Source organism: Rhodopseudomonas telluris (assembly GCF_042432815.1).
Taxonomy (GTDB): Bacteria; Pseudomonadota; Alphaproteobacteria; order Rhizobiales; family Xanthobacteraceae; genus Rhodopseudomonas; species Rhodopseudomonas telluris.
Genome location: NZ_JBHLWM010000003.1, coordinates 595,417 through 618,528, shown reverse-complemented (window position 1 = coordinate 618,528; position 23,112 = coordinate 595,417). Strand labels below are relative to the sequence as shown.

The 23,112-nt window shown below is 66.8% G+C and carries 20 protein-coding genes; 10 read left to right on the top strand and 10 right to left on the bottom strand.

Annotated elements, in window-relative coordinates:
• Positions 1–48 precede the first annotated feature (48 nt).
• Positions 49–1,092, bottom strand: coding sequence for a GMP reductase (locus tag ACFFJ6_RS09670; protein WP_378386913.1), 1,044 nt, complete (start codon positions 1,090–1,092; stop codon positions 49–51).
• Between the two features lie 160 nt (positions 1,093–1,252).
• On the opposite strand from ACFFJ6_RS09670, the gene ACFFJ6_RS09665 reads away from it, so the two are divergent.
• Positions 1,253–2,155, top strand: coding sequence for a ketopantoate reductase family protein (locus ACFFJ6_RS09665; RefSeq protein ID WP_378386911.1), 903 nt, complete (start codon positions 1,253–1,255; stop codon positions 2,153–2,155).
• A 228-nt stretch (positions 2,156–2,383) separates the two neighbouring features.
• Here the strand turns inward: ACFFJ6_RS09665 and ACFFJ6_RS09660 are convergent, their stop codons facing one another.
• The 7 genes from ACFFJ6_RS09660 to ACFFJ6_RS09630 all read right to left on the bottom strand — a co-directional run bounded on the left by ACFFJ6_RS09660 (position 2,384) and on the right by ACFFJ6_RS09630 (position 9,845).
• The gene (locus ACFFJ6_RS09660) at positions 2,384–3,361 is read right to left on the bottom strand and encodes an ABC transporter ATP-binding protein (protein ID WP_378386909.1); all 978 of its coding nucleotides are present in this window, start codon (positions 3,359–3,361) and stop codon (positions 2,384–2,386) included.
• Positions 3,358–4,773 (bottom strand): amidase, encoded by a 1,416-nt coding sequence (locus ACFFJ6_RS09655; RefSeq protein WP_378386907.1) that lies wholly within the window; start codon positions 4,771–4,773, stop codon positions 3,358–3,360. Before ACFFJ6_RS09655 ends, ACFFJ6_RS09660 begins: the two co-directional genes overlap by 4 nt.
• Entirely contained in the window at positions 4,770–4,964 is a 195-nt protein-coding gene (locus tag ACFFJ6_RS09650) for a hypothetical protein (protein WP_378386905.1), read from the bottom strand. Before ACFFJ6_RS09650 ends, ACFFJ6_RS09655 begins: the two co-directional genes overlap by 4 nt.
• Positions 4,961–6,025 carry an ABC transporter ATP-binding protein gene (locus ACFFJ6_RS09645; protein WP_378386903.1) on the bottom strand — a complete coding sequence of 355 codons (1,065 nt, stop codon included), beginning with the start codon at positions 6,023–6,025 and terminating at the stop codon, positions 4,961–4,963. The genes ACFFJ6_RS09650 and ACFFJ6_RS09645 overlap by 4 nt, the downstream gene beginning before the upstream one ends.
• A gap of 1 nt (position 6,026) precedes the next feature.
• Positions 6,027–6,914 carry an ABC transporter permease gene (locus tag ACFFJ6_RS09640; RefSeq protein ID WP_378386901.1) on the bottom strand — a complete coding sequence of 296 codons (888 nt, stop codon included), beginning with the start codon at positions 6,912–6,914 and terminating at the stop codon, positions 6,027–6,029.
• Between the two features lie 14 nt (positions 6,915–6,928).
• Complete coding sequence (locus ACFFJ6_RS09635; RefSeq protein WP_378386899.1) at positions 6,929–7,882, bottom strand: ABC transporter permease; 954 nt, start codon at positions 7,880–7,882, stop codon at positions 6,929–6,931.
• Between the two features lie 301 nt (positions 7,883–8,183).
• The gene (locus tag ACFFJ6_RS09630) at positions 8,184–9,845 is read right to left on the bottom strand and encodes an ABC transporter substrate-binding protein (RefSeq protein WP_378386897.1); all 1,662 of its coding nucleotides are present in this window, start codon (positions 9,843–9,845) and stop codon (positions 8,184–8,186) included.
• A gap of 195 nt (positions 9,846–10,040) precedes the next feature.
• On the opposite strand from ACFFJ6_RS09630, the gene ACFFJ6_RS09625 reads away from it, so the two are divergent.
• The 9 genes from ACFFJ6_RS09625 (at position 10,041) to ACFFJ6_RS09585 (ending at position 18,789) form a co-directional block, all read left to right on the top strand.
• The gene (locus tag ACFFJ6_RS09625; protein ID WP_378387065.1) at positions 10,041–11,618 is read left to right on the top strand and encodes an ABC transporter substrate-binding protein; all 1,578 of its coding nucleotides are present in this window, start codon (positions 10,041–10,043) and stop codon (positions 11,616–11,618) included.
• 455 nt (positions 11,619–12,073) lie between these two features.
• Positions 12,074–12,799, top strand: a complete 726-nt coding sequence (locus tag ACFFJ6_RS09620; RefSeq protein WP_378386894.1) for a GntR family transcriptional regulator — start codon at positions 12,074–12,076, stop codon at positions 12,797–12,799.
• Between the two features lie 50 nt (positions 12,800–12,849).
• Positions 12,850–13,815 (top strand): ABC transporter substrate-binding protein, encoded by a 966-nt coding sequence (locus tag ACFFJ6_RS09615; RefSeq protein ID WP_378386892.1) that lies wholly within the window; start codon positions 12,850–12,852, stop codon positions 13,813–13,815.
• A 1-nt stretch (position 13,816) separates the two neighbouring features.
• Positions 13,817–14,572 (top strand): ABC transporter permease, encoded by a 756-nt coding sequence (locus ACFFJ6_RS09610; protein ID WP_378386889.1) that lies wholly within the window; start codon positions 13,817–13,819, stop codon positions 14,570–14,572.
• Positions 14,551–15,357, top strand: a complete 807-nt coding sequence (locus ACFFJ6_RS09605; RefSeq protein ID WP_378386887.1) for an ABC transporter ATP-binding protein — start codon at positions 14,551–14,553, stop codon at positions 15,355–15,357. The genes ACFFJ6_RS09610 and ACFFJ6_RS09605 overlap by 22 nt, the downstream gene beginning before the upstream one ends.
• Before the next feature lie 3 nt (positions 15,358–15,360).
• Positions 15,361–16,161, top strand: a complete 801-nt coding sequence (locus ACFFJ6_RS09600) for an ABC transporter permease (RefSeq protein WP_378386884.1) — start codon at positions 15,361–15,363, stop codon at positions 16,159–16,161.
• A gap of 10 nt (positions 16,162–16,171) precedes the next feature.
• Positions 16,172–16,837, top strand: coding sequence for a polysaccharide deacetylase family protein (locus ACFFJ6_RS09595; RefSeq protein WP_378386882.1), 666 nt, complete (start codon positions 16,172–16,174; stop codon positions 16,835–16,837).
• Positions 16,834–17,703, top strand: coding sequence for a fumarylacetoacetate hydrolase family protein (locus ACFFJ6_RS09590; RefSeq protein WP_378386879.1), 870 nt, complete (start codon positions 16,834–16,836; stop codon positions 17,701–17,703). Before ACFFJ6_RS09595 ends, ACFFJ6_RS09590 begins: the two co-directional genes overlap by 4 nt.
• 48 nt (positions 17,704–17,751) lie before the next feature.
• Entirely contained in the window at positions 17,752–18,789 is a 1,038-nt protein-coding gene (locus ACFFJ6_RS09585) for a 5-methyltetrahydropteroyltriglutamate--homocysteine methyltransferase (RefSeq protein ID WP_378387063.1), read from the top strand.
• 33 nt (positions 18,790–18,822) lie between these two features.
• Here the strand turns inward: ACFFJ6_RS09585 and ACFFJ6_RS09580 are convergent, their stop codons facing one another.
• Both ACFFJ6_RS09580 and ACFFJ6_RS09575 read right to left on the bottom strand, forming a co-directional pair.
• Positions 18,823–19,770: a hotdog family protein gene (locus ACFFJ6_RS09580; RefSeq protein ID WP_378386877.1), complete on the bottom strand. Its 948-nt coding sequence runs from the start codon at positions 19,768–19,770 to the stop codon at positions 18,823–18,825.
• A gap of 11 nt (positions 19,771–19,781) precedes the next feature.
• The gene (locus ACFFJ6_RS09575; protein ID WP_378386874.1) at positions 19,782–23,090 is read right to left on the bottom strand and encodes an acetyl-CoA carboxylase family protein; all 3,309 of its coding nucleotides are present in this window, start codon (positions 23,088–23,090) and stop codon (positions 19,782–19,784) included.
• Between the last annotated feature and the right edge of the window lie 22 nt (positions 23,091–23,112).

The following is a 23,112-nucleotide window of genomic DNA, read 5'->3' as shown; positions in this document are numbered from 1 at the left end:
CTGATCCGCGCCGGACGAATTCCGACAGACGGCAGAAAGCGCCGCAGGTCAGCGATCGAACACGGTGTTGCGCTGCGCGTTCACCAGAATGAAGGTGGTCCGCTTCGGGATTTCCTTCAGCTTCTCGGCGCCCATATAGGTCATCGCCGAGCGCAGCCCGCCGGCGATGGTCTCCACCGTCGCCCGCACCTCGCCGCGATACGGAACCTCGACGGTCTTGCCCTCCGCCGCCCGATAATCGGCGACGCCGCCGTGATACTTGTTCATCGCGGTCGCCGACGACATGCCGTAGAACACCATACCGGTCGGCACCTTGCGGCCATCCTGCTCGGCATATTTCAGCTCGCCGCCGCATTCGTCGTGGCCGGCCAGCATGCCGCCCAGCATCACGAAGTCCGCACCGCCGCCGAACGCCTTCGCGAGATCGCCCGGCACCGTGCAGCCGCCGTCGGAGCAGACATGCCCCTTGAGGCCGTGCGCGGCGTCGGCGCATTCGATCACCGCGGAGAGCTGCGGATAGCCGACGCCGGTGAGATCGCGCGTGGTACACACCGAGCCGGAGCCGATGCCGACGCGAACGATGTCGGCGCCAGCGATCACCAGCGCCTCGGTCATCTCCGCCGTCACCACCGTGCCGGCCATGATGATGGCGTCGGGATTCTCGTCGCGCAGCTTCGACACCGCGCGGACGAACGCCTCGGTGTAACCATTGGCGACGTCGATATTGATCATCGGCACCTTGGTCTTGGCCTTCACCGCGGCGAGCCGCTCCCAGTCGGCCGAGCCGGTGCCGACGGTCAGGAAGACGTTCGGATCCTCGTACTTGTCGAGATAGGCGGCCAGCCGCTCCGGATCGTAGAACTTGTGCAGGGCGACTAGCGCACCGAACGGCCGGAACGCCTCGGCCATCTCCAGCGTGCCGATCGTGTCCATGTTGGAGGCGATCAGCGGAAAGCCGGTCCATTCGCGCCGGGCGTGGCGGAAGCCGAGCGTGCGATTGATATTGGCCTCGAACCGCGACGACAGCACCGAGCGTTTCGGCCGGATCAGCACGTCGCGGAAATCCAGTTTCGGGTTCAGGTCGATATGCACGCGGTGATCCTCTGTCGGTGAACGCCGATGATAAGAAGCATTGGTTGCCCAATGGTTCGCCCCTGCAATGCGCAAATGGTCGCCTGCGCGGACAGCGGGTTGCGGCCGGCGGCCGGGCGCTTCAGAACCGTTCCCCGACAACAGGCAGGAGGAGCAGCGCATGAAAGTCGTGGTGATGGGAGCGGGCGCCGTCGGGTGCTATTTCGGCGGGCTGCTGGCCGAGGCCGGCCACGACGTGACGCTGATCGGCCGACCGAACCATGTCGAGGCGATCAACGCCAAGGGCCTGCTGCTCGAAACCAAGGCCGGCCGGCGTTTCATCCCGCTCAAGGCCGCGACCGATCCGGGCGCGATCGAGCCGCCGGATCTGGTGCTGGTCTGCGTCAAATCCGCCGACACTGAAGCGGCCGGCGCGGCGCTGGCGCCGCGGTTGAAGCCGGACACCGCCGTGCTCAGCCTGCAGAACGGCGTCGACAATCCGCAGCGGCTGTCGGGCCCGATCGGCCGCCCGGCGATCGGCACCGTCGTCTATGTCGGCACCGAGATGGCCGGCCCCGGTCATGTGCTGCATCACGGGCGCGGCGACCTCCTGATCGGCGCCTCGCCGCAGAGCGACGCGATCGCCGCGGCGCTCACCGCCGCGAACATCTCCACCACCGTGGTGCCCGACATCGATCAGGCGCTGTGGTCGAAGCTGATCCTGAACTGCGCCTACAACGCGTTGTCGGCGATCGCCGACCTGCCCTACGGCCCGCTGATGCAGGTTGAGGGCACGCGCGAGGTGGTCCGCAATGTGGTCGCCGAATGCATCGCGGTGGCGCGCGCCAGCGGTGTCAGCATTCCGGACGATCTGCACGACAAGGTGCTGGCGCTGCCCGGCATGATGCCAAGCCAGAAATCCTCGACCGCCCAAGACCTCGCCCGCGGCAAGCCCGGCGAGATCGACTTCCTCAACGGCTTTGTGGCGCGCCGCGGCGCCGAACTCGGCGTGCCGATGCCGGCCAACCTGACGCTGCAGGTGGCGGTGAAGCTCATCGAAGCCAGCCGCGGCATCGGTCGCTGAGGCCAACTAAGCAGGCCTCCTCAACCGCCACGCTCTCCACTCGCTCAGCGTCATCCTGAGGCGCCCGATGCGCCGCGCGCATGCGCGGTGCACCGGGCCTCGAAGGATGGACCACAGCCCCCGTCGCTTCATCCTTCGAGGCTCGCTACGCTCGCACCTCAGGATGACGGTTGTGCGGGTGGAGAGCGAGATCTCTACGAACTCGGCATCGACCCAGATCGGACCATCTCACGCCATCGCCACCGCCGGCTCCACCAAAACACAGCGCGCGGTGCGGCCCGGCCCGACTTGCACGTCCGGCGGCAGGCCTTCGGTGCAGCGCGGCTGGGCGTGGGCGCAGCGCGGCGCGAACGAGCAGGCGGTCGGCGCCTTGTCGAGCGACGGCGGCGCGCCGGGGATCGTCTCCAGCCGCGCGCCGCGCTTGGCGCCGTGCACGGTGGAAGCGAGCAGCCCCTGCGCATAGGGATGCAGCGGCGTGCGCACGATCTGGCTGAGCGTGCCCTGCTCGATGATCTGCCCTGCATACATCACGGCCACGCGGTCGCAGATCTCGATCGCCACGCCGATGTCGTGGGTCACGAAGATCACCGACATGCCGAACTCGCGCTGCAGCTCTCGGAGTAGCAAAAGAATTTGGATCTGCACCGTGGCGTCGAGCGCCGTGGTCGGCTCGTCGGCGAGCAGGATCTTCGGCCGGCACGCGAGCGCCAATGCGATCATCGCGCGCTGGCGCATGCCGCCGCTCATCTCGTGCGGATAGGCCTCGAGCCGCCGTTTCGCCGACGGAATGCGCACGACTTCGAGCATCTCCAGCGCCCGCGCCATCGCGTCCTTCTGGCTCTTGCCCTCGTGCCGCATCACCGTCTCGGCGATCTGCTGGCCGATGGTGTAGACCGGGTCGAGCGCCAGCGCCGGCTCCTGGAAAATCATCGACACCGCCTGGCCGCGAAAGTTCGACAGCGCGTCGTCGTCCATCGCCAGCACGTCGCGGCCCATCACCTCGACCTTGCCGGTGATCGTGGTGCGCTTCTTCGGCAGGAGTCGCATCAGCGCGCGCAGCGTCACGCTCTTGCCCGAGCCGGATTCGCCGAGCAGGCCCAGTACTTCGCCCTCGCCGAGCGTCAGGCTGAGATTGTTGACGGCATGGACGGTGCGATCTCCGCCGAAGCGGATGTTGAGATCGCGGACCTCGACGAGATTGCTCATGCGGGCTCCGGCACTTTCGTGTGGAAGTCGGTGGCGCGCTGCCAGGCTGCGCCGATGCGCAGCAGCGTCGCCTCGTCGAAAGCGCGGCCGAACAGCTGCAGCCCGATCGGCAGGCCGCTGGCCGCAAAGCCGCACGGCACCGCCAGCGCCGGCAGGCCCAGATAGTTGATCGGCCGGGTGAAGCGCGTCAGCCGCTGAATCACCGCCTCGGCGTTCAGGCTGTTACCGACATCGCTCTCTTCGATGGTCGGCGCCGGCACCGGCGACACCGGCGCCAGCACGGCGTCGACGCCGGCAATCGCCGCGACGAATTCAGCCAGCGCCACGCCGCGCCAGCGTAGTGCTTCGAGATAGCTCAGCGCCGGCACGCCGAGCGCGTTCTGCAGCCGCATCAGCACCTGCGGGCCGTAATCCTGCGGCCGCTCGCGCATCCACTGCGCATGGAAACCCGCGGCTTCGACGGCGAGCACGAGTTGACTCGCCGCGGTGAGCTGGCGCTGCTCCGGCAGCGTCACCTCAACGACGCGCGCGCCTTCGCGGGCGAGCGTCGCCTTGGTCTCGTCCAGCACGCGCGCGACCTCGGCGTCGAGATCCTCGACATAGAACGCGCTCGGAATGCCGATCGTCATGCCCTGCAGCGAGCCGCGGGTCGCCGCGAGATAATCCGGCACTGCGCGCGTCGAGGTGGTCGGATCGGCCGGATCGACGCCGGCCATCAGGCCGGTCAGCAGCGCGCAATCCTCGGCGGTCTGCGCCAGCGGGCCGACAGTGTCGAGCGATTGCGAAAGCGGCATCGCGCCGGCGCGGCTGATCAGCCCGACGGTTGTTTTGAGTCCAGTGACGCCGCAGAAATGCGCCGGCATCCGGATCGAGCCGCCGGTGTCGGAGCCGAGCGCCGCAAAGGTCAGCCGCGCGGCAACTGCGGCGCCTGAGCCCGACGACGAGCCGCCGGTGATATGCGCGGGCGACCAGGGATTGCCGACCGCGCCGTAATGCGCGTTGTGGCCGGTCGGCCCATAGGCGAATTCCGACATCTGCAAGCTACCGAGCCGCACCGTGCCGGCGTCCTTCAGGCGCTGCAGCGCCGTCGAGGTCGTGGTCGCGACGTAGTCCTTGCGGATCTTCGAGCCGCAGGTCACGACATGGCCGGCCTCGTAGTACATGTCCTTGTGGGCGAGCGGCACGCCGTGCAGCACGCCCTTGCTGTCACCACGCGCCAGCGCAGCATCCGCCGCGTCGGCAGCAGCGAGCGCGCTGTCCGCTTCGATCGACATGAAGACGTTGAGCTTCGGCTGCGCGACGGCGATGCGATCGAGGCACGCCTGCGTCACCTCACGCGACGACAGTTTCTTCGCCGCGAGCGCGGCGGCCACTTCGGTCAGCGTCAGCAGCGCCGGATCGGACGAACTCATCGGGCGGACTCGTTCTGCACGGCGACGTAGCTCGCCGGTTCGAGATCGAACGGCAGCGTGCCGGCGATCGGCGCGAAGCCTTCGAACGCCGGGCCGATCGAATTGGCGATCCGCGCGGCGACCTCGTCGTTGACCGGCAGGCCGGCGATTTCGGCCATCGGCTTGATCACGGACGGGGCGGGTTTGATCATTGGGCGGTTTCTCCTCTTGGGGCGCGGCTGTGGCCGGAGCCCGGAATCGCCATGAAGCATGCCGCCTGATGGCCGCTCGCGTCCAGCGCGGTCAGCTTCGGCGAAGTTGCGCCGCACAGCGGCTCGGCGAACGGGCAGCGGGTGTGGAAGCGGCAGCCCGCCGGCGGATCGATCGGGTTCGGCGGATCGCCGGAGATCGGCGGCACCTCCGTGCGCTTGTCCGGATCGGACGACGGCATCGCGGCCAGAAGCGCGCGCGTATAGGGATGCGCCGGCTGATCCCAGACCTGATCCACCGGCCCTAGCTCGACGACTTCGCCCAGATACATCACCAGCACGCGGTCGGAGATGTAGCGCACCACATTGAGGTCGTGGCTGATGAACAAATAAGTCAGGCCGAATTCGCGCTTGAGATCGACCAGGAGATTGAGCACCTGTGCCTCGACCGACTTGTCGAGCGCCGACACCGCTTCGTCCAGGATCACCAGCCGCGGCGACAGCGCCAGCGCGCGGGCGATGTTGACGCGCTGGCGCTGGCCGCCGGAAACTTCATGCGGATAGCGATTGGCAAACGTCTCGGGCCGCAGCCCGACCTTGCCGAGCAGCTCGCGCGCCAGCGCCCGCGCGGTGCTATCCGCCATGCCGTGCACCTTGGGGCCGAACGCGATCGACTCTTCGATCGTCAGGCGCGGGTTCAGTGACGCGTAGCTGTCCTGAAACACCATCTGCATGCCGCGGCGCAGCTCGCGCAGCGATAATTCGCGGCCGACCGCGCGGCCGTCATAGATGATGTCGCCGGCATTGCGCGGCATCAGATGCATCAAGAGCCGCGCCGTGGTCGACTTGCCGCAGCCGGACTCGCCGACAATGCCGACGGTCTCGCCCTTGGCGATGGCGAAGGTGACGTCGTCGACCGCCCGCACCGTCTTGGCCGCGCCGAACAGCCCGCCGCGCACCGGGAAGTGCTTGGTCAGCCCCTTGACGTGCAGCAGCGGCTGCGCCGCGCCGCCCAGATCCTCGATCGGTTCGAGCCGATCCGGTACGTCCGTAATCTCGGTCATGTCAGCTCCTGATATCCATGGCGCTGCGCATCCCGTCGCTGAGCAGGTTGAAGCAGATCGACACCGCGAAGATCATCGCGCCGGGCAGCGCCGCCACCCACGGGTTGACGTAGATCGCGGTGCGCAACGTGTTCAGCATCAGGCCCCATTCGGGCTCCGGCGGCTTGGTGCCGAGGCCGAGGAACGACAGGCCGGCCGCCAGGATCATCGACACCGAGATCAGACCCGTCGCATAGACAAAGATCGGCCCCAGCACGTTGCCGAGCATGTGCACACGCATGATGGTGAACGGGCCGGCGCCCGAGGCGCGCGCGGCCTCGACGAAATCCATGTTGCGCACGCCGGTGGTGACGCTCTCGGCGACGCGGGTGATCTGCGGCAGGAACACCACGGTCAGCGACACGATCGAATTGGTGATGCCGGCGCCGAGCGCGCCGGAGATCGCGATCGCCAGCAGCACCGACGGAAAGGCGTAAAACACGTCGATGGTGCGCATGATGGCGGTGTTGACCTTGCCGCCGACATAGCCGGCGACGAGGCCGAGCGAGGTGCCGAGCACGAAGGCGAAGATCACCGGCAGGATGCCGATCAGCAGCGACAGCCGGCCGCCATAGATCAGGCGCGCCAGCATGTCGCGGCCGAGCTCGTCGCTGCCGAGCGGATAGTTCGGCGTGCCGATCGGCTTCAGCCGGCGGATCATCGAGCCCTGATACGGATCGGCGAGATGCAGATACGGCGCGAAGATCGCCGACAGCAGGATCAAGAGCAGGATCAGCGCGCAGGCGATGCTGACCTTGTCGCGCAGCAGGCGGCGGCCGACCGTCGCCCAATAGCCGCGCGAGGGGCCGGCCGGCGCGGTCTGCACGGCGGTGTCGGTGAGTGTGGTCATCGAATCCTCCCGGCTCAGGCGCGTTTGATGCGCGGGTCGATCGCGGCCTGCGCGATGTCCACCACCAGATTGAGGAACACGAAGAACAGCGCCAGCACCAGGATCGTGCCCTGCAGCAGCGGCAGGTCACGCTGGAAGATCGCGGAATTGAGCAACAGCCCGGAGCCCGGCCAGGAGAACACCGTCTCGATCAGGATCGAGCCGCCGAGCATGTAACCGAGTTGAAGCCCCATCACCGCCAGCGCGGTCGGCGCGGCGTTCTTCAGCACGTGGCGGAACACTTGCGTCTCGCGCAGGCCCTTGGCGCGCAGCGCCTCGACGAAATCTTGCGACAGGATATCTCCGGTCAGCGCCCGCACCGTGCGGGTGACGATACCCATCGGGATCACCGAGGTGGTGATCGCCGGCAGCACCAGATATTTCAGATGCGCCCAGTCCCACGCCCACTGCCCAGAGCCGCCCGGCCCGGCGCCCACGGCAGGAAGCCAGTTGAGCTGCACCGAAAAGATGATCACAAGCACCATGCCGAGCCAGTAATGCGGCACGGACACGCCGGCGATGGCGATCGAGGTCGAGACCTTGTCGATCCAGGTGTCGCGGAAGTAACCGGCCAACAGGCCGAACAACAGCCCGAACGAAAAGCCGATGATCGCCGCGGCGATCGCCAGCGTCACGGTGTTACTCACCGCACGCAGCACCTCGGCCAGCACCGGCCGGCCGGTCGCGATCGAATTGCCGAGGTCGCCGTGCAGCGCCTTCCACAGCCACAGCCCGAATTGCACCGGCAGCGGCCTGTCGAAGCCGTAAGCGGCGCGCAGCTGCGCCGCCAGCTCCTGCGACGCGTCCGCCGGCAACACCGCCACCAGCGGATCGCCGGGCGTGATATGCACCAGCATGAAGCAGACCAGCGCGACGCTGATCACGATCGGGATCACATAAACGAGGCGGCGGGCGATGTAGACGAGCACGGTTGTCCCTTACGGCACGACTTGAGAAGACGGCGGGATTTCCTGATCGGAAACCCCTCCTTCGTCATGCCCGGGCTTGTCCCGGGCATCCACGGACGCAAGCAGTGTGCCTGAGGTCGTGGATGGCCGGGTCAAGCCCGGCCATGACGTGGAAAGAGTGCGCGCGGACCACCGACGCACTCGTCGAATGTCAACGCACTGCCTGTCCGTCATTGCGAGCGAAGCGAAGCAATCTTGAAGCACAGTGCACGGCGCTGGATTGCTTCGTCGCGTTGCTCCTCGCAATGACGATGGACTTTGCTCACTGGCTGATTGACACCGGCGAAAAGTCGACGAACCAGCTCTTGGGCTGGACGAAGCCCTTGATCTTCGGGCTCAGCGCGCGCGGGCCGACGTCGTGGGCGACATAGAGGAATGCCGCGTCGTCGATCGAGGCGGCGTTCAGCTCCGCCAGCGCCTTGTCGCGCTCCTTCTCGTCGAACGAGGTCCGCGCCTTCTTCACCAGTTCGTCGAACTTCGGGTTGTTGATGAAGCCCCAGTTGTTCGACACCGGCGGCGCCATCGACGACTGCAGGAAGCGCACCAGCGCGAAGAACGGATCCATCGCCGCATAGGTGATGTTCACCGCGTCGCTGCCGTTAGCGGACGGATCCTTGACGCCGCGGCGCCAGTTGGTGAACAGCGTATTCCACTCGATGACGTCGAGCTTGACGTCGAAGTAACACTCCGCCAGCGCCTGCTGCAGATACTCGTTCATCGGCAGCGGCAGCATCTGGCCCGAGCCGGACGCAGAGGTCTGGATCTTGACGCTGAGCTTCTTGCTCGGTCCGAAGCCGGCTTCCTTCATCAGTTTCTGCGCCGCCGGCAGATCGTATTTGATCTGGAACGACGGATTGCCACGCCACGGATGGCCTGGCTCGAACGTGCCTGTCGCCGGCACCATCAGGCCCGCCAGCAGGCCGTCGCGCAGGCCTTCGCGATCGATGCACAGGTTGGCGGCCTTGCGGACGCGGATGTCGTTCCAGGGCGAGCCTTCGATGCGCGAGAACTGCCACGGCCAGACATGCGGCTGCTCGTTCTTCTCGATCTTGAAGCCGCGACCCTCGATCTCTTTCACAGCGTCGGGCGCCGGCGCTTCGACCCAGTCGACCTGACCGGCGAGCAGCGCCGCGGTGCGCGCATTGGCCTCCGGCATCGGCAGCAGCACCATGCGGTCGGTCTTCGGCACGCGCGCCTTGTCCCAGTAGTTCTCGTTCTTCACCAGTTCGAGCCGCTCGCGCGGCGTGAACTTCGCCATCTTCCACGGGCCGGTGCCGGCGGCGTCCTTGGCGAAGGCGGCCCACGCCGCCTGCGACTTCGCCTTGGCGTCGGCGCCCTCAGCGCGCTCATAGAACACCTGCCATTTCGAAGGGCTGACCATGAACAGATTGGTGAGGTTGATGGGCAGGAAGCTGTCGGGCTCCTTGGTAGAGAGCTCGACCGTCATGTCGTCGATCTTCTTGGCCGACACCAGTGTCGGCATGCGGGAAGCGGTGACGCCGACCTGGCTGGCGTCGAACTGCGGCGCCTCCTTGTTCAGCACCTTGTCGACGTTCCACACCACGGCGTCGGCATTGAACGGCGTGCCGTCGTGGAAAGTGACGCCGGGGCGCAGCTTGAAGATCCACTTGGTCTTGTCGGCGTCCTCGACCTTCCACTCGGTGGCGAGGCCCGGAATCACGACGCTGGCTTTCGTCGCCGACGAGAGGTCCCACATCGTCAGGCCGTCATACATCGTCAGGCCGGTGAAGCGATTGCCTTCGAAGCCCTGATCGGGCTGACCGAGCGTGCGCGGAATGTCCGCGGCCGTCATGCCGATCCGCAACACGGTTTCGGACAAGGCGATCTGCGGCAGGGCGACCGCGCTGACAGTGGTCAGGGCGAGCAGCGCGGTGGTGCGGCGGAGGACACGAAGGTGACGCATGCTGGAAACTTCCCGTGTGACTAATTTATGCGCTGCATTATGCAATGCGTGTGCCATCCAAAGCGGCAGGATCGTTGGCACACAAATAATTGCGACCTCGTGTCCCATGCGGGTTGAACTGGCATTCGCATTGCAAGCATCCGCGTCATCGTCATGAGGAGATCAGTTGCGATGAAGCGACTTGGAAGTGTGTTGATGCTGGCCGCGATGCTCGCCGGCGCGGGCGTGTCCGCCCCTGCGCGGGCCGAGTCCGTGGTGCGTTACGGCATCTCGATGGCCGATATTCCGCTGACAACCGGCCAGCCGGACCGCGGTGCAGGCGGCTATCAGTTCACCGGCTACACTATCTACGATCCGCTCGTGGCCTGGGAAATGAACGTGGCGGACCGCCCCGGCAAGCTGGTGCCGGGCCTCGCGACGGAATGGAAGGTCGACGAGTCCGACAAGACCAAATGGCGCTTCACGCTGCGCAAGGGCGTCAAGTTTCACGACGGCAGCGACTTCAACGCCGACGCGGTGGTCTGGAATCTAGACAAGGTGCTCAACGAAAAGGCACCGCAGTTCGACAAGCGTCAGAGCGCGCAGGTCAAGACCCGGCTGCCGTCGGTGAAGAGTTACGCCAAGATTGATGATTATGCGGTGGAGATCACCACCAAGGCGGTCGACTCGTTCTTCCCGTATCAGATGCTGTGGTTCCTGGTGTCGAGCCCGGCGCAATACGAGAAGGTCGGCAAGGACTGGGACAAGTTCGCGGCGCAACCGTCCGGCACCGGGCCGTTCCGTCTGACCAAGCTGGTGCCGCGCGAACTCGCGGAGCTGACGAAGAACAACGACTATTGGGACAAGTCCCGACTGCCGAAGACCGACAAGCTGATCCTGGTGCCGATGCCCGAAGCGTTGACCCGCACCAACGCGCTGCTCGCCGGGCAGGTCGACCTGATCGAGACGCCGGCGCCCGATGCGGTGCCCCAGATCAAGGCGGCCGGCATGAAGATCGTCGACAACGTCACGCCGCATGTCTGGAACTATCACCTCAGCATGCTACCGGGCTCGCCCTGGACCGACATCCGTCTGCGCAAGGCGCTTAACCTCGCGATCGATCGGGACGCCGTGGTCGGACTGATGAACGGCCTCGCCAAGCCGGCGATCGGCCAGGTCGACCCGTCGAGCCCGTGGTTCGGCAAGCCGACCTTCAAGATCAAGTACGATCTCGCCGAAGCCAAACGGCTGGTGAAGGAAGCCGGCTACTCGCCCGAGAAGCCGCTCAAGACCACCTTCATCATCGCCACCGGCGGCACCGGCCAGATGCTGTCGCTGCCGATGAACGAGTTCCTGCAGCAGAGCTTCAAGGAGATCGGCATCGACGTCGAGTTCAAGGTCGTCGAACTCGAAGTGCTGTACACCGCGTGGCGCAAGGGCGCGGCCGACGAGAGCATGGCGGGCATCACCGCCAACAACATCGCCTACGTCACCTCCGATCCGCTCTACGCGATCGTGCGGTTCTTCCACTCCGGCCAGGTCGCGCCGGTCGGCGTCAACTGGGGCGGCTACAAGAACCCGAAGGTCGACGCGCTGATCGACGAGGCCAAGACCACGTTCGACCCCGCCAAGCAGGACGATCTGCTGGCGCAGGCGCATGCCCAGATCGTCGATGACGCCGTGCTGGTCTGGGTCGTGCACGACACCAACCCGCACGCGCTGTCGCCGAAGGTGAAGAGCTTCGTGCAGGCGCAGCACTGGTTCCAGGACCTGACCACGATCGGCCTGCAGTAAGTAACAGGCCGACCACACTATCAAAGAGGCTGCGCAATCCGCGCAGCCTCTTTTCTTGGCCGGTTCACCTTCTGCAGGCCCGCTCAACTCTTGTATCGGCCGACATATGCGCGCTCCGTCATTTAGCGGCGCCGCCCCACCCCCACCGTCATCACCCGCGAATGCGGGTGATCCAGCATCCCAGAGCGCCTACTACTTCGTCGCGAAGGCTCTGCCATACTGGGTCGCCCGGGCAAGCCGGCGATGACGTGGGGAGGCGGGGAGAGACCATTTCTCTTAGCTGCGAGCGGCTGATACTTCATCAAGCGCGAGGAGGCCCACGCGTGCAGTGCAACTACGGCACCGCACCATCGCGAACTGACAAATTAGCGTGCTGCTCAGCCGCATGCCGCCTCCGCGAAAATCGATTTTCGATTTTGATTGACGCTCACCGGCATCGTGGACATGCTCACGGCATGAACGGGATGGGACTGCGCGTTTCAGAGACCGTCAGCGGCGGGCCGCGGAGCCTGACCTCCGCGCTGCACGAACGTCTCCGTGCCGACATCCTGGCGACCCGGCTGCTGCCGGGACAAAAGCTCAACATCGCCGCGCTCGCCAAGCAGTTCGACGTCAGTCTCGCCGCCGTGCGCGAAGCACTGTCTCGCCTGACGGCGGACGGGCTCGTCCAGGCCTCGGACCAGCGCGGTTTCCGCGTCACGCCGGTGTCGCTCGGCGACCTCGCCGACGTGACGCGCACCCGCATCGACATCGAAGGCCTGGCGCTGCGCCGCTCGATCGAGCTCGGCGACGAGCGCTGGACGATCGCGGTGCGGCAGGCATGGGAAGCCCTCAAGGCCGTCGAGTATCGCGACCCGGACGACGCCTCTGCGCATCACGACGAGTGGATGATCCGGCATCGCGTATTTCATCGCGCGCTGGTCAGCGCCTGCGGATCGCCCTGGCTGCTCGGCTTTCGCGACGTGCTGCACGAGCAGAGCGAACGCTACCGACGGCTGTCGATCCGGCGCGAGATCGGCAAGACCCGCGACGTCGAGGCCGAGCACGCCACGATCGTCGCCGCGGTGCTGGATCGCGACGCCGAGGCGGCGGTGCGCGCGCTGGCGCTGCACTTCAGCGTCACCAAGGAATTCGTCGAGCTCGCGGCTTTCCGCATCGCGGAGGTGAGCGCGGCGCACTGATCGACCGGAGAAAACTCCGGCGAACGACAAACATGTGGGAGGAAAGACCAATGAAGATGTCTCGCCGGCTGGCGCTCTCGTCACTCGCCGCTGCGGTTCTGTTCGCCGGACCGGCGGCCGCTGCCGAAACCATCCGGGTGGGCCTTCCCACGAAGACGTTCTGGCCAACCACCGTCGCCGAAACCGCGGTACGGCAGAAGCTGTTCGAGAAAGAAGGCCTCAAGGCCGAGCTGACGATCTATCGCAGCGGCGCCGAGACCTTCGAGGGCATGGCGGCCGGCGCGTCCGACATCATCCTCGATCCGCCGTCGCTGGTCTCGGCCGGCCGCAAGAAGGGCGTGATGTCACGCGTCGTCGCCAACGCCACGATGGGCAATTTCGGCTGGCAGCTGATGGTGCCGGCCAAGTCGGCGCTGACCGTCGATGCCCTGCAAGGCAAGAAGGTCGGTATCACGGCGGCGGGCTCCGGCTCGGATTTGCTGGCGCAGTGGACCAGTCAGGACAAGAAGGTCGAGTTCAACCGCGTGCCGCTCGGCGGCGGCGGTCTCGTTCCCAATCTGCTGGCCGGCAATGTCGATGCCGCCGTGGTGTATTCGCCGCTCAGCTTCCAGATCGCAAAATCCGGCGAGGCCAAGACCATCCTGGACTACGCGACCGCGGTGCCGCCGAATCTCACTGCCGGCTGGATCGTGCTCGACCGCTTCGCCGAATCCAAACCGCAGGTGGTGCAGAAGGCCCTCAACGCGCTGTACGGCGCGGTGCGCTTCATGCGCGCCAACCGCGACGTCACCATCAAGCTGATCTCCGAGCTCTACGAAATGCCGCCGGAGATTGCCGCGATGGAGTACGAGCAGACCATCATGAAGCTCGAGACCGACGGCAGCATGAGCGCCGCCAACGTGCCGGCCGCGGTGCAGCTGTCGCTCGATCTCGCCAGGCTCGGAGGCGTCAAGGATCTGGTGCCGGTCGAGGATGTGATCTCGACCAGGTTCAAGCCGGTCCCGACCAAGCCATAACATGGCGGGTAAGCTCGCCATCCAGCTGGCGCGGATCGCGATCGTTGTCGCGATCCTGGCGCTGTGGGAGACGCTGTCGCGCACCGGCCTGGTCAATCCACGGCTGCTGCCGCCGGCCTCCGAAGTCTTCGCGACGCTGATCGAACTGCTGCAGCGCGCCAGCGTGCAGAAGGACCTGATGGTGACGGCCAGCGAAGTCCTCGCCGCCTTCGCGCTCGCGGTGCCGGCCGGCGTGGTGATCGGCCTGCTGATGGCCGAGAACCGTTACTTCGGCGAGGTGACGCGGCCGCTGCTGTTCTTCGCCTTCAGCATCCCGAAGTCGATCTTCCTGCCGATGTTCATCCTGGTGTTCGGCGTCGGCTTTGCCCAGAAGGTCGGGTTCGGCTTCTTCTCGACGATCTTCATCGTCATCATGTCGACCGCCACCGCCGTCGAATCGGTCAAGGTCGAGCACCTCACCGTGGCGCGCTCCTACGGCGCCACGCCGGCCCAGACCGCGCTGCGGGTGTATCTGCCGAGCATGCTGCCGGTGCTGCTCGAGGCGCTGCGCATCGCCATGATCTTCAATCTCACCGGCGTGATCCTGGCCGAGATGTACGCCTCGCCGGACGGCATCGGCCACCAGATCGCGATCTGGGGCGAGAACTTCCAGATGAAGCAGCTGCTCGCCGGCGTGGTGATGGTTGCGGCGATCGCCATGACGTTCAACGAACTGATCAGATGGGTGGAAACGCGATGCAGCCACTGGCGAACGTGACTCCGCTGCGACCGGCGCCGCGCGCCGGCGCGATCGCCGTCCGCAATGTCGGACAGGTCTTCAAGACCCGGTCGCAGGACATCGTCGCGCTCGACGACGTGTCGCTGGACATCAAGCCGGGACGGTTCGTCGTGCTGGTCGGGCCGAGCGGCTGCGGCAAGTCGACCCTGCTGATGATGATGGCCGGACTGCGCCGGCAGACCAGCGGAACGATCAACATCAACGGCACGCCGATCACTCAGCCGGACCCGAACCGCGTCGGCGTGGTGTTTCAGGAAGCCAGCCTGTTTCCGTGGCTGACGGCCGAAGAGAACGTCGAATTCCCGCTCAGCCTGCGCGGCGTCGCCAAGGCCGAGCGCCGCGCCAAGGCGCAGGATGCGTTGAAGCTGGTCGGGCTGGAGAATTTCGGCAAGCGTCACCCGCACGAATTGTCCGGCGGCATGAAGCAGCGTGTCTCGATCGCGCGCGGCCTGGTACAGGATCCGCCGGTGCTGCTGATGGACGAGCCGTTCGCCGCACTCGACGAGCAGACCCGGATGACGATGGGCGACGAGCTGCTGCGGATCTGGGCCGCGACCGGCAGGACCGTGGTGTTCGTCACCCACAGCCTGACCGAAGCGGTGTATCTCGCCGACGAAGTCATCGTGATGTCGGCGCGTCCCGGCCGCATCGTCGATCACCTCCAAGTACAATTGCCGCGGCCGCGGACCTACGAGATGCTGAGCGGCGATGCGTTCGGTGCGCTGCGCGACCAGATCTGGCGCCACATCCGCAAGTCGGCCTGACCGATGCGCGCCGCCACGCTTCGCCGCCTGATCGTTCTCGCGCTGCTGGTGCTGTGGGAGTTGCTGCCGCGCAGCGGCCTGGTCGCCGAGCTGTTCCTGCCGCCGCTGTCGAAGACGCTGGTGGCCGGCTGGACCGACGCGGCCGAATACGGCCACGCGCTGGCGGTGACGCTGTACGAAGTCGCCATCGCCATGGTGATCGCCTGCGGCGGCGGCATCTTGCTTGGCGCCGTGATCGGCAGCCTGCGCACGCCGCGCATCCTGCTGATGCCGATGGTCTCCAGCCTCTACGCCGTGCCGCTGGTGATCCTGTACCCGGTGTTCACCGTGTGGCTCGGCATCGGCTCGGAATCCAAGATCGCATTCGCGGCGATCTACGGCCTGCTGCCGACGATGCTGTCGACCGCGGCGGGCATTCAGACCATCGATCCGCAATTGGTGATGGCCGCGCGCAGCATGGGCGCGACGCCGAGCCAGCGGCTGCTGCGCGTCATCATCCCGGCCGCAATCCCGACCGTGCTGTCCGGCCTGCGGGTCGGCGGCGCGCTGGTGATCGTCGGCGTGGTCGTGTCCGAGATGCTGATCTCGTCCGCCGGGATCGGCTTTCTGATCTCGCGCTATCGCACCGTTCTCGACAGCCCGCACGTGTTCGCCGGCGTGCTGCTGGTGCTGGCCATCACCATCGCGTTCAGCGCCGGCGTGCGCTGGATCGAGCGCAAGGCCGCGATCTGGCAGACCGGCACCCGCGCCGGGCAGGACGCCGACGAGGAGATCGCCCGCGGCCGGCTGCAGCCGGCGACGTGAAGGACATCGCATGTTCGATCTGACGCTGAGCTTCGACAACGGCCCCGAGCCCGGCGTCACCGAACGCGTGCTCGACATTCTGGCCGAGCGCGAGCTGAAGACGACGTTCTTCGTCATCGGCGAGAAGCTCGCCGATCCGGTGCGGCGCGGCCTCGCCGTCCGTGCCCACGAGGCCGGCCACTGGATCGGCAACCACACCTACACGCACAGCGTTCCGCTCGGCGAGCAGCCGGGCGCCGATACGGCCGAGGCCGAGATCGGCCGGACCCAAGCGGCGATCGGCGAGCTGGCGCATCCGCAGCGTTGGTTCAGGCCGTTCGGCGGCGGCGGCAATCTCGACGACCGGCTGCTGAAGCCCTCGGTGGTGCGCCATCTCGAACGTCATCGGCACAGCTGCGTGCTGTGGAACGCGATCCCGCGCGATTGGGACGATCCGGACGGCTGGGTCGCGCGCGCGCTGGCGCAGTGCCGGGCGCAGCCCTGGACGCTGATGGTGCTGCACGATCTGCCGACCGGCGCGATGCGGCATCTCGAACGATTCCTCGACGCGGCCGCGGCGAACGGCGCCCGCTTCCGCCAGGAATTTCCGCCGGACTGCGTGCCGATCCGCAGCGGCGCCGTCGTCCTGCCGATTCACGACTACGTCTCCTCGATCGAAGAAAGTGCCCCGACATGAAGATCGCGAGCTTCAAGGCCGCAGGCCGCGCCTGCTACGGCATCGTCACCGACGCCGGCATCGTCGACGCCGGCAGGCGGCTGACGTCCTTTCCGACGCTGCGGGCGCTGCTCGCCGGCGGCGCGCTCGGCGAGCTGCGCAAGCTCGCCACCGAGCGGCCGGACTACGCGCTGAACGACGTCGAACTGCTGCCGACGATTCCCGACCCCGACAAGATCTTCTGTATCGGCGTCAACTACGCCACCCACCTCGCCGAGAGCGGCCATCCGACGCCGCCGCATCCGATGATCTTCACCCGCTTCGCCAACAGCCAGGTCGGCAGCGGCCAGCCGATGATCCGGCCATTGGAATCCGAGCGGTTCGACTACGAAGGCGAGATGGCGATCGTGATCGGCAAGGCCGGACGGCGGATCGCGCCCGAGGCGGCGCTGGACCACGTCGCCGGCTATGCCTGCTACAACGACGGCAGCATCCGCGACTGGCAACGCCACACCTCGCAATTCGCGCCGGGCAAGAACTTCGTCGGCACCGGCGGCTTCGGCCCGTGGATGGTGACGACCGACGAGATCGAAGACATCAGCAAGGAGACACTGATCACCCGGCTGAACGGCGTCGAGGTGCAACGCGCGCCGATCTCCGACCTGGTGTTCGACGTGCCGGCGCTGATCGCCTATTGCTCGACCTTCGCCACGCTCGTCCCCGGCGACGTCATCGTCACCGGCACCACCGGCGGCGTCGGCGCCTATCGCAATCCGCCGCTGTGGATGAAGGGCGGCGATGTCGTCGAGGTGGAGATTTCCAACATCGGCATCCTGCGTAATCCGGTGATCGACGAAAAGCCTGCCGCGGCGAGCCGCGCCGCCTGATCCGCACCAGCAGACCAACAAGCAACAAGAAGGAATCCCTGCGTGCCGATGCCGACTCACCTGCTGCCGACCACCGTGGTCGGCTCTTATCCGCAGCCGGACTGGCTGGTCGACCGGGCGATGCTGTCGAAGACGGTGCCGCGCACGCGCCTGCACGAGATGTGGCGGCTGCCGGCCGAGCATCTCGAAGAGGCCCAGGACGACGCCAGCATCGTGGCGATCCGCGACATAGAGCGCGCCGGCATCGACATCGTCACCGACGGCGAGATCCGCCGCGAGAGCTACTCCAACCGCTTCGCCACGGCGCTTGACGGCATCGACGCCGACAACCCGGCGATCATCGTCGCCCGCACCGGCAACACCAAGACGCCGGTGCCGCGCGTCGTCGGGCCGGTGAAGCGCAGCCGGCCGATCGAGCTGCACGACATGCAGTTCCTGCGCGCCAACACCGACCGCGCTGCCAAGATCACGCTGCCCGGCCCGTTCACGATGAGCCAGCAGGCGAAGAACGAGTACTACAAGGACGACGAGGAACTGGCGATGGCGTTCGCCGAAGCGGTCAACGCCGAGGCGCTGGAGCTGCAGGCCGCCGGCGCCGACGTGATCCAGCTCGACGAGCCGTGGGTGCGCAACAATCCGGAGGTCGCCAAGCGCTACGCCGTGAAGGCGATCAACCGCGCGCTGCAGGGCATCCGCGTGCCGACGGTGGTGCATCTGTGCTTCGGCTACGCGGCGGTGGTGCCCGGCTCGAACAAGCCGGCCGGCTATTCGTTTCTCGCCGAGCTCGACGACACCATCGCCAGCCAGATCTCGATCGAGGCGGCGCAGCCGAAGCTCGATCTCGGCGTGCTGAAGGACCTGTCGTCCAAGACCATCATGCTCGGCGTGCTCGACCTCGGCGATCCCGATGTGGAGAGCGTCGACACCGTGGCACGCCGCATTCGCGACGGCCTGAAATACGTCGCCGCCGACCGCCTCGTCCCCGCGCCGGATTGCGGCATGAAATACATGCCGCGCGCCACCGCCTTCGGCAAGCTCAAGGCGATGTGCGACGCCGCCCGCGTCGTGCGGCAGGAGCTCGGTTGAGGCGGCGGTGGCGACCCGTCGCCGCCCGGCCTGCTATGCGCGTCGCTGCAGCGCCGCGTATTCCTGCGCGTAAGCCGCGTAGGACTCCTTCAGGGTGGCCAGATTGAGCAGCATGGTGGCGACCAGCCGGCCGCCGCTGTCGAAGGCTTCGGTACGCGCCCACAGGCTCTCGGTGCGCTTGCTGCCGGACAGCGCCACGACCTTGCGCTGAATGCGGTAGCTTTCGCCGACGAACAGCGGACCGGCGATCAGCCGGATTTCCTGATCGGCGAACAGGCCGACCGCCGGGCCGCGCACCGGCAGCCCGTCCTGCTTGCTGAGATACTGAAACAGCACGCTCAGCATCTCCATCGGAATGATCGGCCGGCCCCACGGCGATGTCGCGTGATAATAGGGTGACGGCTCGGTGATCACCTTGAGCTTGTCGGCCAGCGAGAACGGATACAGCTCGCCCATGTGCTGGTCGGCATCCATCTTCACGGTCTGCGGCGCGGTGGTCATGCCGACGGTGATGTCGCGCAGGATCACGGCGTCGGTCAGCGGCTTCAGTTCGGTCAGCCGCTGATCGAGCGCCGAGGGCGGCGCGTCGGCGCCGACCGACGCGCTGCCGCGCAGCACCTCGGTGCCGTCGCGCTTGACCATGCGCACCGTGGTGTGACGCGCATCGTTCGCCGGCTTGTCGACGATCGCCTGCACCTCCTCGCCCTCGAACGCGGCATTGCGATAATGCGCCGACAGGCAGCCGGTCTCGAACCACTCGTTGCCCCACAGCCTTTCGCACAGCGGCGCGAACTGGCTGAAATGCGTCGGCCCTTCGATGGTGCCGCCCTTGAAGCCGAGCTTCTGTGCGGTGGCGTCGTCGTGGATCGAGGCGTGGGAATCGTACACTTGCGCATGCAGCATCTGCCGCGGCTGCCGCCACGGCCCGACCAGCGCGGCGCCGGTGTCCTCGATCGGCGTATCGAAAGCGGCTGTGCTCATCGTTTGCTCCATTACCATGCGTCGATGCAGGGCCGCTTGCGGCCCTCGCGCTGCGGCGGGGTCGGCACCGAGCGCAGCCCGGCCATGATCCAGCGCCGCGTCTCCGCCGGATCGATCACGTTGTCGATCTCGAACACCGAGGCGATCGAGGTCGCCTTGCCGTTGGCGTACATCTCGGCGACCTTGGCCTTGTAGTACGCCTCGCGCTCGGCCGGATCGGCGATCGCCTCCATCTCCTTGCGGAAGCCGAGGCGGACATAGCCTTCCAGCCCCATGCCGCCGAACTCGCCGGTCGGCCACGCCGCGGTGAAGAACGAGGCGTGGAAGCCGCCGCCGATCATCGACTGCGCGCCGAGGCCGTAGCCCTTGCGCAGCACGATGCCGAACAGCGGCACGGTGAGGCTGGCGCCGGTGACGAACATCCGCGCGACGTGGCGGACGATCGCCGTTTTCTCCGCTTCCGGCCCGACCATGAAGCCGGGCGTATCGCACAGCGACACGATCGGAATGTCGAACGCATCGCAGAGCTGCAGGAAGCGCGCCGCCTTGTCGCCGGCCGGCGCATCGATCGCGCCGCCGAGATGTTTTGGATTGTTGGCGATCAGCCCGAACGGCTTGCCCTCGATGCGAATGAACGCGGTGACGATGCCGATGCCGAAGTCGCGGCGCAGCTCCAGCACCGAATCCTCGTCGGCGATCAGCTCGATGACGGCGCGGATGTCGTAGACGCGCAGCCGGTTTTCCGGGATCGCACGGCGCAGCAGCCGCTGATCCGCGGCGCGCCACTCGGCGACCGGCCCCTGGAAATACGACAGATACTTCTGCGCAACCCGCGTCGCCTCTTCCTCGTCCTCGACCAGAATGTCGACGACGCCGTTCGGCGACTGGAACGATACTGGGCCGACTTCGGCCGGGTGATACACGCCGAGGCCGCCGCCCTCGATCATCGCCGGGCCGCCCATGCCGATCGAGGCGTTTTGCGTCGCGATGATCACGTCGCAGCAGCCGAGCATCGCGGCGTTGCCGGCAAAGCAATAGCCGGAGACGACGCCGATCACCGGCACTAGGCCCGACAGCCTGGCGAACTGTACGAAGGAGGGCCCGTCGAGCCCGGTGAGGCCGAGCCGGTCGGTGTCGCCGGGACGGCCGCCGCCGCCCTCGGCGTAGAACACCAGCGGCATCTTCCATTGCTCGACCAGCGTCAGCATCCGGTCGATCTTCTTGTGGTTCATGTGGCCCTGGGTGCCGGCCAGAACCGTGTAGTCGTAGGAGATCACCATGCAGCGCGCGTCGTGCTCGCCGAACTGCTTGGCGTTGACGGTGGCGACGCCCGCGACGAGACCGTCGGCCGGCGTGTTCTTGATCAGGTCGTCGAGCGCGCGGCGGCGGCGCTGGCCGGCGATCGCCAGGCTGCCGTATTCCATGAACGAGCCTTCGTCCACGAGCTGCGCGATGTTCTCGCGCGCGGTGCGCTGATTGGTCTTGCGCCGGCGCCCGACCGAGTCCGGCCGGTTCTCGTCGAGCGTGTTGCCCTGCCGCGCCATCACTTCGGCGAGGTCGGGACGGATCGCGTCGAGATCCATCTCGGTTTCCTCGGCGGCCAGATCGCCCTCGACGTCGAGCGGCTCGAGATACAGGATCGCTTCGCCCTGCATCAGCGTCACGCCATCGGCGGTGACGATGCGGCGGATGCGGCCGCCCTGCTCGGTCGTAACCAGATGCTCCATCTTCATCGATTCGAGCACCGCAAGTTGCTGATGCGGCCGCACCACGTCGCCTTCCGCGACGGTGATCGCCACCACCGTGCCCTGCAGCGGCGCGACGATCGACACCGCGCCTTCCGGCGCGGCTTCGGCCGCCGCCTTGCTGTGCGATTGCTGCGCTTCTCCGCCCGGCAGCGCGACCAGCGGCGTACCGAGCTTCTCTGCGGCGGCGACCAAGTCAGCGACGGTCCGATCGATGAACGCGGTGCTGACGCGATTGGCTTTGAAGTCCGGATGCGCCAGGATCGCCTGCAGCAACGCACTATTCGTCTCGACGCCGGCGATGCGGAATTCGCGCAGCGTCCGCGCCGCCTTGGCGACGGCGTCGGCCCACTGTCCTGGCGCGTGCACGATCACCTTGGCGAGTAGCGAGTCGAACGCCGCGCTGGTCCTGTAGCCCGCATAGCCGAACGTATCGACGCGCACGCCCGGTCCCGCCGGCGGCTCGAATACGCTCAGCGTGCCGCCGCTCGGATGCGTGGCGCCGCTCGCATCCATCGTTTCCATGTTGACGCGCAGCTGAATCGCGAAGCCGCGCGGCTTCGGCACGTTCGCCTGATCGAGCCCGAGCGAACTAAGCGTCGCGCCGCCCGCCACCGCGATCTGCGAGCGCACCAGATCGACCGAGAGGACTTCTTCAGTAACGGTGTGCTCGACCTGCAGCCGCGGATTGGCCTCGATGAACGCGAACGCGCCCTCGCCGTCACCGCCGTCGCCATCGACCAGGAATTCGAAGGTGCCGAGACTGTCGTAGTTCGCCGCCGTCGCCAGCTTCACCGCCGCCTCGACGATCCGCGCCCGTAACTCATCGCTCAGCGACGGGCTCGGCGCGATCTCGACCAGCTTCTGGTTGCGGCGCTGGATCGTGCACTCGCGCTCCCACAGATGACTGATAGCACCGTGCTGATCGCCGATGATCTGAACTTCGATGTGCCGCGCATTGCGGATCAGCCGCTCGGCATACACCCCATCACTGCCGAACGCCGCCTTGGCTTCGGACTGACAGCGCGCATAGGCTTCGCCGAGATCCTCGGCGCGCTCGACCACGCGCATGCCGCGACCGCCGCCGCCCGCCATTGCCTTGATCATCACCGCCGCACGATCGCCGAGCGAGGCGAAGAACGCCTGGATGTCGTCCAGCGTCGACGGCCCCTGGGTGCCGGCAATGATTGGCACTCCCGACTTCTTTGCGAGTTGCCGTGCCGCAACTTTGTCACCGAATAGCCTCAAGGCTTCGGGCGACGGACCAATGAACCGGATACCTTCCTCCGCGCATCGCCGGGCGATATCCGCGTTCTCGCTGAGGAAGCCGTAACCGGGGTGCAGCGCGTCGCAATGCGCCGCCTTTGCGGCTTCGACCACCGCCTCGATATCCAGATAAGCCCTTGCGCCGCGCCCCGGAATCTCGCGCGCTTCGTCGGCGATGCGCAGATGCAGCGAGGCCGCATCGTCGGACGGATAGATCGCCACGCTGGCAAGCCCGGCATCGGCGGCGGCCCGCGCGATGCGGATCGCGATCTCGCCGCGGTTGGCGATCAGTAATTTACGGAACGACATGCGACTTTCCTCATCCCCAATC